This window comes from Archangium sp., from assembly GCF_036388035.1.
GTDB lineage: Bacteria > Myxococcota > Myxococcia > Myxococcales > Myxococcaceae > Archangium.
In genome coordinates this window covers 1-10,039 of the sequence record NZ_DASVSO010000829.1, presented here as the reverse complement: position 1 = coordinate 10,039, position 10,039 = coordinate 1, and the positions used below count along the sequence as shown (strand labels likewise).

The window sequence follows — 10,039 nt, the reverse complement described above, 5'->3', positions numbered from 1 at the left end:
GCCGCCCTCCACCGGGTGCTGGAGCGGCTCGAGCGCTACCACGGCGTCGTCCGCGGCGCCGTCACCCTCTTGGACTCCGACTCCGGCGACCTCTACATCGAGGCCTCCATCGGGTTGAGCGCCGAGGGTCGCAAGGCCCGCTACAAGCTCGGCGAGGGCATCACCGGCCGCGTCGTCCAGAGCGCCAGGCCCATCGTCGTCCCCGAGGTCAGCCGCGAGCCCCTCTTCCTCCACCGTGCCTTCCGCGGTCGCAAGGAGAGCAGCCAGGAGCTCTCCTTCTTCTGCGTCCCCATCCTCCTGCACCGCAAGCCCGTCGGCACCCTCGGCGTGGATCTGCTCTTCGACAAGGGCCGCGACTACGACGAGGACACCCGCCTCTTCAGCGTCGTCGCCGCCATGATCGGCCAGGCCCTCGCCGCCCACCGGCTCATGGAGGACGAGCGCAAGAAGCTCCTCGAGGAGAACACCACCCTGCGCCAAGAGCTGCGCGAGCGCTACGACTTCTCCAACATCATCGGCACCTCCGGCCCCATGCGGCAGGTGTACGAGCAGATCCACCAGGTCGCTCGCACCAACACCACCGTCCTCATCCGCGGCGAGTCCGGCACCGGCAAGGAGCTCATCGCCCACGCCCTCCACTACAACTCCACCCGCGCCAAGAAGCCCTTCATCAAGGTCAACTGCGCCGCCCTCCCGGAGACCCTCATCGAGTCCGAGCTGTTCGGCTACGAGAAGGGCGCCTTCACCGGGGCCCAGGCCCGCAAGCGCGGCCGCTTCGAGCTCGCCGAGGGCGGCACCCTGTTCCTCGATGAGATTGGAGAGATCAACCCCGCCACCCAGGTGAAGCTGCTCCGCGTCCTCCAGGAGCGCGAGTTCGAGCGCGTCGGCGGCACCGAGACCCTCAAGACCAACGTGCGCCTCATCGCCGCCACCAACAAGGACCTCGAGACCGCCATCTCCGAGAAGGCCTTCCGCGAGGACCTCTACTACCGCCTCAACGTCTTCACCCTCTTCATCCCCCCCCTGCGCGAGCGCAAGTCCGACCTGCTCCTGCTCGCCGACCACTTCGTCTCCAAGTACTCCCGCGAGCACGGCAAGAACATCAAGCGCATCTCCACCCCCGCCATCGACATGCTCGTCAGCTACCACTGGCCCGGCAACGTGCGCGAGCTGGAGAACATCATCGAGCGCTCCGTCCTCGTCTGCGATGGCAACGCCATCCACGGCCACCACCTGCCCCCCACCCTGCAGACCGCCGAGGCCTCGGAGACCGTCAACACCAACTCGCTCACCGACGCCGTCCAGCAGTTCGAGAAGGACCTCATCGTCGATGCCTTGAAGACCACCCGCGGCAATCGCGCCAAGGCCGCTCGTCTGCTCCGCACCTCCGAGCGCATCGTCAATTACAAGGTCACCAAGTACGAGATCGACTGCACCCGCTTCCGTGGGTAGCGTCGACTCCACCGAAACTGGTTCTTAAAGGTGCGGCATACGCGCCAGGGACGGTCATCCTCCGCGAGGGCATTCCCGTGTCTCGGCTCGTCATCCTCGTTGTCCTGCTCTCATGGAGTCCACCAGCCGCCTCCCAGCCTGCCCTCCTCGGCTGCTCCAACACCGAGGAGTGCTGTCTGCGGCGCAATCCCGCTCAGCCCCAGATGTGCGGTCTCCAGAGCCAGAGCACCCATCTCGCGGAGGAAGCCGCAGCAGGTACAGTCCTGCTGGCAACGGCCATTGATGGCGGCGCGCTGGATAGCTACTTGAGGCACGTTGCCAGCCACCTCGCCTTGATTCTCGCCGTAGAGCAGGTCGGTGGCATTCCGCCTCCGGACAAGCCGCCCCGCGAGCAGACCCGCAGTCACTGGTGGCGTGAAGTCAAGGCAGCCATGAAGAACCTCAAGCAGGTACTCAAGAAGTGCCGGAGTCGACGGCAGATGCTGTCAGCGCTCCGGAATGTGTCCAACGCCCCAACCGAGTCGCAGATCGCGGACATCGAGGTCCGACTCACCGAGGCTGCCCGGAAAATGGGGGACACCGTGGATGAACTGCTGCCTTGCAAGGAGTGAGTCCCATGGCTGGCCCGCCCGTCACCGACCTCCTGCTGGACCTTCCCAACGAGGAGCCGTGGTACGAGCTGAAGTTCCAGCTCCGCGAGCTGGATGTGGACCTGCTCGGCATCCTCGAGCAACTCCGGCGGCTCGAGGCACAGCTCGGGGTGAAGTCTGAAGCCCAGGCGCTCAGTGCTCGGCTCCGCCACCTGTACTTCGAGATCGACCATGACTCGGAAGCCCATGCGCCTCGGGCCGTGCAACTCGCTCAGTGCCTGCTCACCCTGCCTCCCGAAGCCATTCCTCCCTGGGGAGACGAAGCGGGCGCCCACCGTTTCGACTTCGACATCCCTTCCGACATCCTCGCCTGCCGCTCTCTGGCCGAGGCCCAGGCTCGGGTCTTCCTCCACCAGGAGCAGACCTTCTCCGCCGTCCAGCGCGCCAGGGAGGCCGTCTTGCGCGCCGCTGATCTACGCGGCTCTCGCCACCAGGTGCTTCTGGAGGTCCTACGCGAGGCTACGCTCTGTTGCCGCACACTCCAGGACGAGGCTTGGACCCACGCCCGGAGCGCCTACCAGTGGTCAGAGCCCTACTGGCGTCTCTGTGATCCCGAAAGCGCCTCGGCCCATGATGCTCGCCTCGCCGAAGCGGAACTCGCCGCTCTCAAGGAAGACCGGTAGCGTCCGCGTCACAAATCACGGCGAGCCCCTCTTCCTGCCAGATGCCCCCGACGGGCATCACAAGGAGACGCATTCATGAAGAGGGATCGAAGCAGCCAGGGCCGTGCCCCGCTCGAGCTCGATGAGCGCGAGCTGTCCAGCGTCGTGGGCGGTTACGTCGGCGATCAGGATCTCAGCGAGTTCCACCCCCTGGCCTGGCCCCGCATCCGGATCGCTGACCTCGGCCAGGTGGTGGTGAACCCGGGCTCCGTCGTCCAGAAGGTCGGCATCCACTAAGCCATCGGAAGTAAGTGCCTTCAGGGGTGACGCTCAGCACCCACCGGCCTTCCGGCCGCACTTTTCGGAAACCTGTCCGACAGTCGGACAGGTTTTTCGAAACCGAGCCCGGAGGGTCCTCTGTCCGCCGAGCCCACCCGCCTCCCGGGCGCGTTTACTTCCACTGGCTTGGTCCCCGGGTCAGCGAGCGCCACACCCACTCCGCGGGTCCGAAGCGGAAGCGCGCCAGCCACGCGTGGCTCCACGCTTCAGTTGCTCCGCGACCGCTCCAGCGCCCGCACCACTTCCCGCTCCAGCTCGTCCTCCTGCCCCGTCAGCTTGTCCAACGCCTCGGCCACCTGCCTCGCCTGCGACTCCTGCCGCTGGTGCTGCTCCCTCAGCTGCTGGTGCCGCATCTGCTCATTCGTCTCGAGCGCCAGCCGCGTGGCCCGCTCCGTCAGCGTGAGGATGCCCTGCGCATCCAGCACGTTCGTCGGGTCCAGCTGGTCCAGCGGCGTCTGCTCCAGCCGCCCCAGCGACACCCGCTCCAGGCGGAAGCCCAGCAGGTCCGTCCCCACCTCCATCATCACGTGGTCGATGTAGAGGTTCCGGTCCGCCACCAGCTCGTCGAAGTTGAAGGTGCTCGCCGCGCTCGCCAGCACGCAGGCGAAGCGCTCCTCGAAGAGCGCCTGCACCTCCTCCGCCCGGTTCGCCCGCTCACACCCCACCTCCCTCGCCACCCGCAGCACGTCCGCCTCCCGCCGCTCCACCTTCACCAGGAACGTGGCCCGCACGTCCGCTCGGATGCCGTCCCGACACGACAGCCCCTGCCGCCCCCGCCGCTCCACCACCACCTTGCGCGCCGACAGGTCCAGCACCTCGGCCCGGTGCAGCCACGGCACCACCAGCGCTCCCTCGAAGCACACGCGCGCCGGCCCCCCCATCACCTGGAGGAGCAGCGCCTCGCCCACTCCGACCCGGCGGTAGCGCCACACCAGGGTCACGGCCCCCAGCAGGCTCACGGCCAACGTGCTCGCGATGGCTATCAGGACGGGGGTCTCCACGGGTGGGCGCTCCAGGCGGACAGGGTGGCGGAGTCCATCATGCCCTCCCCCTCCGACGCCAGGGCACGACCCACACGCGTTGTTGTAGCCTGTTCACCATGCGCCCCATCGACATCTGCACCGCCGCCCTCGTCACCACCGGCAACCGGGCCCTGCGTGAGCCCTCCAAGACTCGCTGGGAGGCCATCGAGGAGCTCATGGGCCTCCGCCTCCGCCCCAAGAGCACCCTCGAGTCGCTCGTCACCCTCGTCGACGCCGGCGGCGAGCACCTCTCCTTCGAGGAGTGGTTGGAGAACCGCCCCGCCGCCTCCGCCCGCCTGTGGGTGGCTCCCTTCCCCCCCGAGGGCGCCAGCGATGACAGCCTCGCCGACCAGTCCGACGAGGTCCGCGTCGCCGTCGACAACGGGGGGATTGGCTTCCTCCTCTATTCGGATGGGCAGCGCATCGAGCGCTTCGTCCCCCGCGAGGTCCAGCCTCCCCTCTATGACATCTCCGGCCCCCAGCTCTTCGACTTCATCCAGGGCCGCCAGCATGCCGCCGCCCTCATCGAAATCCTCGCCAGCGAGCTGGAGGTCCCCGTCGACGACGTCGAGAGCCACCTCGGCGCCTGCTCGGTCGACGCGATGCAGGACATCGTCTCGCGCTTCATGTACTCCGGCGCCGAGCTGGAGCAGTCCTATGTCAGCGAGTCCGGGGCCGAGGAGGCCCAGGTCGAGCAGTGGAATGCCTTCTTCTCCACCGCCGAGGGCTCCGCCAGCCTCTCCTTCGAGTACCTCTATGCCGGGCCCGGCTCCGAGGCGGAGCTCGAGCGCGACCTGGGCGCCGCCCGCGCCTCGCTCGCCAGCACCCTCGAGGGCGTGCAGGACTTCGCCCACAAGCAGGCGCTCCGCTCCTGGGACAAGCACTTCCGCCGCTCCCTGCTGCGCCTGTCCCTCGAGCCCCAGCCCCTCGAGGACCTCGTCGAGATGCTCCAGCTCAACGGCCTGCCCACTCCCGCCATCCAGCTCGCCCTCTGCGCCGCCTCCGCGGATGTCTTCGGCGGCATGGGCTCCTGGAATGACATGGCCTACGAGGGCGAGACCGGGGAGCGCTATACCCAGCTCTCGGACCGGCTCCTCGCCCACGTGAAGACCGCGCTGCGCACCGCCCTCAACCAGTCCGCCCTCTGAGCACGTTGCCCCGAGGGCGGTGGGAGTCCGGGGCCTACTCCTTCTTCTGGCGCTGCAGTGCCTTCTGCAGCTTCCTCATCTTCTCCAGGATGAGGCCGCGCTTCAGCGCCGACAGGTGGTCCACGAAGACGTGCCCGTCCAGGTGGTCGATTTCGTGCTGCAGCACGTGCGCCAGGCGGCCCTCCGCCTCCAGCTCGTGCCACTCGCCCACCCGGTCCTGGTACTTCACCTTCACCTTGTGGAAGCGCGGCGTCTTGTCGAAGTAGTCCGGCACCGACAGGCACCCCTCCTCCAGCACCACCGGCCCCGACTTGTCGAGAATCTGCGGGTTGATGATCTCGAAGAACGTCCCGTCCTCCCGCCCCACCCACGCACACCGCAGCGACACCCCAATCTGCGTCGCCGCGATGCCGATGCCTTCCGCCTCCTTCATGGACTCGGTCATCTCGTCCAACAGCTTCGTCAGTCCCTCTCCGAAGTCCGTCACCGGCTTCGTCGGCGTGGTCAGTACCTTGTTGGGCCAGATGACGATGTCGCGAGCCATGGGGTGTCTCTTCTCCCTGCGTAACCGCGGGTGAAGCGCCCTTCTACACCGGCCCCGGCTCCTTGCGCGCCCCGAGTTGCCTTCCTGTTTCCGCCCCGACTCCCCACCCCCTCCGCCCCCCGGGGAGCGCTCGGAGCGCGGGTCTGCTACACCCCGCGTATGCACCCGAACGCCCAGCTCCTCACGGACTTCTACTCGGCCTTCCAGCGCCATGACGCCCAGGCCATGGCCGCCTGCTACCACCCCGACGTCGAGTTCTCCGACGCCGCCTTCCCCGGCCTGCGCTACGCCCGCGTCACCTCCATGTGGCGCATGTTCAGCGAGCGCGGCGATGAGATTCAGATCTCCTTCCGCGACATCCAGGCCGATGACCGCACCGGCCGCGCTCATTGGGAGGCGAACTACACGTTCGGCGCCACCAAACGGAAGGTCCTCATCCGCATCGACGCCGAGTTCGAGTTCTAGGACGGGAAGATCTTCCGCCACACCGATCGGTTCGACTTCTGGAAGTGGTCCTCCCAGGCCCTCGGGCCCGTGGGCATGCTCCTCGGGTGGACCCCCTTCCTGCGCAACAAGGTCCAGGCCCAGGCCCGCGCCACCCTCGACAAGTACATGAAGGAGCGCGGGATTAGCGGGGCGTAGGCGCCGGTGTTCTTGCACGGCTTGCAGGGCACTCCTGCATGGCCCCCCCTTGCAGCCCCTTCCGGCAAGAATCGGTTGCAATGCAATCAAATCAAGGAGTTACGGCACGAGCCGAGACGTAGATCGTCATGAGGCAACGCCGCGACAGCGGCACGCACCAGGAGGAAGGTCTTGAGTCTCGGAGAGAAGCTGGGTGCCTACATCGAGGCACGGCGAAGGAAGCAGACAGAGGTGGCAGCAGCCTGGCTCGAAGCCTGGAAGAAGCAGGGGGGGCCGTCACGGAGTGACACCACCGTTCACTCCCAACTCAGCCGTCTCCTCAACAACCAATCCCAGGGCGTCCGGTTCTTCTTCTCCGACCGGGCACGCGGGGCCTTGCTCCTCGAGGTTCTGGCGATTCCCACCGAGGAGCGGCCCCTCCTGTTCGAACTGGCTGAGAGTGCCCTGAAGTCGGAGGGAACCCCGGCTCGGCTCATTGTCGATGCGACGAGTTGGCCGCAGGCCATCGAGCGCGCGGACGCACTGTTCGCGAACCTCAGCCAAGGGCTCCTTGCCCAAGGACCCTTCCCCATCGCGCTCGTGGTTCTCGAGGAGCAGTACGCTCGGCTCACACTCCGCTTCTTCGAGGAGTACAAAGACAAGCTGCGCTACGTTCGGGTCCAGACCCCGGACGAAGGCTGGGAGCGAACCCAGGAACTCGCCGAGGAACAGGGGCTCGTCGTTTCAGCCCGTCGGTTCGAGGACTTCGAGCGATGGCTCGCCGCCGATTTCGATGGGCGCTGGCTCCGCTTCGAGCCGGAGAACGGGCTCGAGTTGTTCCGAGCCTCTGGGCGCCTGCCAGGATTGGAAGAGGTTCAACATGACCTCTCGGAGTTGGTGCCGGAGGGTCAGGAGAAATACACCCAGGTTCCGAACAGCCCCCGTGAGATCCATAGCTTGATGCACGCCCTTCGTTCCGAGAAGGCCTCTGCCCAGCTCCGCATGAGTGCGGCCAGCCGCCAGTGGATTGCCAAGAAGCTTGGCATCACCGCCACGTCTACCGCCCAGGAGCGGCTTGAGGCGGCGATCGACGCACTGGCTCCGAAGCTTCCCGTTTCCCTGACGACGTGCTCGGAGGACGAGCTCAAGAACCACCTGACCCGGGCCAACCGGCGCCGGGTCGGACCTCTCGCGCTGCGAGTCGGCAATACCGTTCACCTCCTCAACCTGGGAGCCGATACCACCGCGCATACCCAGGACCGCCCCTGGGTCCAGGTGTACGACATCCAGCCCAAGCCCACGCCGTTGAGCCGCTTGCTGGAGGTCGTGGACCAGTGGACCGAAGGAGATTTCCTCGCGGATCCCTTCCTGGAGCACCTCATCGAGCGGCTGGACCCCGACCGCAAGGAGCGCTCCGCCTTCCTCCATGCGCGAGCTGGCCTGGTACTGACCAAGGCCCTGAAGCCCAAACCCACCCCCTACGTCTCGGACTGGCACTCCGCGCTGGCGGAGCTGCTCTCAGGAGCCCCTCCCCGCGCCAGCCTCAGGATTCACGTCAGGAACAGCATGAACGACGAGAACTCCAGCTCTGATTATGGAGGAATCGCGCTCCCCACCTTCGTGCTGACGGAAGCCCGACTGAAGCTGGCAAATGAAAATCGCCCGAAGGAACTGCACCAACTCCCTCCCTTGGCAGACCTGTTGCTGACACGCAATGACACGCTCGTTGGCTTCCAGGGACACATCTACGACTACTACAGTGACACGAAGACCTTCTCCTCCCAATCGACGCTTCCCAAGGATCCAAAAACGGCGCGAGATTCCGAGAGTTGGCTCGATGCATTCGAGGGCGTAAGTCCGCAGCCAAGACAGAAAACTCCAGGTTACACTACTTGGGTGGAGAAGCTGCCCGACAGGCTCTCTTCCCAACTCCCTGAGTGGAAGACCCAACCCCTCCAGCTCCGTCCTGACCTCTGGCAGGAAGCCGATCTTGAGCTCGCCTTCGCTTGGATCGCCTTGCGTCGCGCACTCTCGACGCCCCAGCACATCCAGCTCCCTGATGGGGCCATCCTCTTGCATACCGGTGGGCCCTTCTTCGCGGAGCTCCGCATCACCCCCCTCGCCCACACGTCTCCCCATCCATCCGTCCTCGCCAGCCTCCTCCTGGAGATTCCTTGGGAGACCGTGCGATCCAAAGAGGAGCAGACGGTCCTTCCTCTGGACTTCCGACACGTCATCGCGACGCACACGGTGAAGGGCAGCTACGACTTTGGTGCACGGCTTCCCCTGCAGATTTCCCTCATCGGTGCACGCTTCTACGCCACCATCCGGTTCCGGGGCTCCGCACTCTTCGCCGACACATCCTCCTCCATCATGCCCGCTGCCGCTGCGGTCGCACGAAGCGAGGATGAGCACGCAGAGGAAGAGGAGGAGCGCCGACGCCAGGACGATGATGACGACGACTACGATGACTCTGACGATTACTGACGTCGTCCCCGCCCGGATGCCGTTCCCCTGGTGCCATCCGGTCCTCTGAGGAAATGTAAAGGAAGCCCCCCACTCCACCCCTCTTCCAGACTGGAGAGGGGGCTTGCCCAGGTACAGCCTGTACGGGGCCTACTGCCCCGTGCCCGTCCCCGGTCCGGAGAGGTTGTCGAGCAGGTCGAAGTCCTCCTGCCGCATCCGTGTCGTGATGGGGGCATAGGTGACGCCCTTGTAGCTACAGCTCGCGTAGAAGGGCCCCGAGCCATCCCGCGTGCAGTACCTCTGGCACCTGCCCACGAGGACGAGCGGCTCGCACTCCGTGCGGGAGCTCGTCTTCTCGCAGGCACGCGTGGTGGTGCCGCCGCCCCGCGCGGACTCCACGTCGAGGCCCACGAAGATGCCCTCCCCGTTGAAGAGGTTGCCGAAGAAGCACGCCTCCTTGACCGAGTACGTCTTCAGCTCGGAGCGGGTGGTGGGGATGGCGGCTCCGTCGGCGCCTCGTCCCAGGACGGAGATGGGCAGGTGGAGCCCGAACCGGTTGGCGTGGGCCGCCAGGCACGCGGTGATGACGCGCTGCTCGGCCGTGGTCGCCGGCCGGCCGCTGGCCCAGTCTGGCGTGAGCCCCAGTGAGCCCTCCCAGGTGTAGACCGCTCCCGTCTGGGGATGGGTGTAGGTGCGGCTCTGCCCAGCGCGCACGGCACAGCCGATGAGGTAGTGCATCACGCTCCCGGCGAGCGCGGGGTCCTGCTGGAACCAGTTCGAGAAGGCCTCGGAAGAGAGCCCGTTGAAGGTCAGGCCGTTCATCGCCAGCCCGTTCATCGCCAGGCCATTCATGGCGATCCCATTCATGGCGATCCCGTTCATCGCCAGCCCGTTGGAGGAGGTGATTTCCTGGCTCCGGGTGCCCAGCTCCTGGCTCACGGCGGCCTCCTCCACCGGGCCACAGCCCGGGGTGCTCGCCAGCAGGAGCACCGTGGACAGCAACGCGAGCACATGCACGCCCGCCCCAGGTTCGCTCCGGGGACGGCGGGTCTCCTCGCTCGACGGTAACTTCATGGTTCTGCCTCCTTTATCGGGTGATGGATGACTGCTTCCCCGATGGAGAGGCATTGCAGTGGGGTGTGATGACACCCCGGAGTCGGGGGTGACTGTCCGGAAGAGACCCCCGCCCTGTCCC

Annotated in this window: 10 protein-coding genes and 1 pseudogene; 7 read left to right on the top strand and 4 right to left on the bottom strand. The window is 66.5% G+C overall.

Translation table 11 applies throughout. The features are described from left to right. The 4 genes from VF697_RS34225 to VF697_RS34210 all read left to right on the top strand — a co-directional run. The coding region (locus VF697_RS34225; RefSeq protein ID WP_331101655.1) for a sigma-54-dependent Fis family transcriptional regulator at positions 1–1,452 on the top strand (1,452 nt) is incomplete at its 5' end. A gap of 77 nt (positions 1,453–1,529) precedes the next feature. Further along, on the top strand, positions 1,530–2,063 hold the full coding sequence (locus VF697_RS34220) for a hypothetical protein (RefSeq protein WP_331101653.1): 534 nt from the start codon (positions 1,530–1,532) through the stop codon (positions 2,061–2,063). 5 nt (positions 2,064–2,068) lie between these two features. Further along, a complete protein-coding gene (locus VF697_RS34215) occupies positions 2,069–2,725 on the top strand; it encodes a hypothetical protein (RefSeq protein WP_331101651.1) in 657 nt (218 codons plus the stop codon). A gap of 75 nt (positions 2,726–2,800) precedes the next feature. Further along, a complete protein-coding gene (locus VF697_RS34210) occupies positions 2,801–3,001 on the top strand; it encodes a hypothetical protein (RefSeq protein WP_331101649.1) in 201 nt (66 codons plus the stop codon). Positions 3,002–3,155: 154 nt separating this feature from the next. Here VF697_RS34210 and VF697_RS34205 read toward each other — a convergent pair. Then, positions 3,156–3,242, bottom strand: a pseudogene (locus VF697_RS34205) (DUF418 domain-containing protein); the annotation flags it as partial. A gap of 7 nt (positions 3,243–3,249) precedes the next feature. Beyond that, positions 3,250–4,044 carry an SPFH domain-containing protein gene (locus tag VF697_RS34200; RefSeq protein WP_331101647.1) on the bottom strand — a complete coding sequence of 265 codons (795 nt, stop codon included), beginning with the start codon at positions 4,042–4,044 and terminating at the stop codon, positions 3,250–3,252. A 98-nt stretch (positions 4,045–4,142) separates the two neighbouring features. Here VF697_RS34200 and VF697_RS34195 point away from each other — a divergent pair, with 98 nt between their 5' ends. Beyond that, positions 4,143–5,213 carry a hypothetical protein gene (locus VF697_RS34195; RefSeq protein WP_331101645.1) on the top strand — a complete coding sequence of 357 codons (1,071 nt, stop codon included), beginning with the start codon at positions 4,143–4,145 and terminating at the stop codon, positions 5,211–5,213. A 34-nt stretch (positions 5,214–5,247) separates the two neighbouring features. On the opposite strand, the gene def is transcribed toward VF697_RS34195, so the two are convergent. Beyond that, positions 5,248–5,757 (bottom strand): peptide deformylase, encoded by a 510-nt coding sequence (gene def / locus VF697_RS34190; RefSeq protein WP_331101644.1) that lies wholly within the window; start codon positions 5,755–5,757, stop codon positions 5,248–5,250. Positions 5,758–5,916: 159 nt separating this feature from the next. Between def and VF697_RS34185 the strand changes: the two genes are divergently transcribed. Both VF697_RS34185 and VF697_RS34180 read left to right on the top strand, forming a co-directional pair. Next, a complete protein-coding gene (locus VF697_RS34185) occupies positions 5,917–6,222 on the top strand; it encodes a nuclear transport factor 2 family protein (RefSeq protein ID WP_331101643.1) in 306 nt (101 codons plus the stop codon). A gap of 348 nt (positions 6,223–6,570) precedes the next feature. Beyond that, positions 6,571–8,865 carry a hypothetical protein gene (locus tag VF697_RS34180; RefSeq protein WP_331101641.1) on the top strand — a complete coding sequence of 765 codons (2,295 nt, stop codon included), beginning with the start codon at positions 6,571–6,573 and terminating at the stop codon, positions 8,863–8,865. A 129-nt stretch (positions 8,866–8,994) separates the two neighbouring features. Here VF697_RS34180 and VF697_RS34175 read toward each other — a convergent pair whose 3' ends face one another. Then, a complete protein-coding gene (locus VF697_RS34175; protein ID WP_331101639.1) occupies positions 8,995–9,918 on the bottom strand; it encodes a hypothetical protein in 924 nt (307 codons plus the stop codon). Between the last annotated feature and the right edge of the window lie 121 nt (positions 9,919–10,039).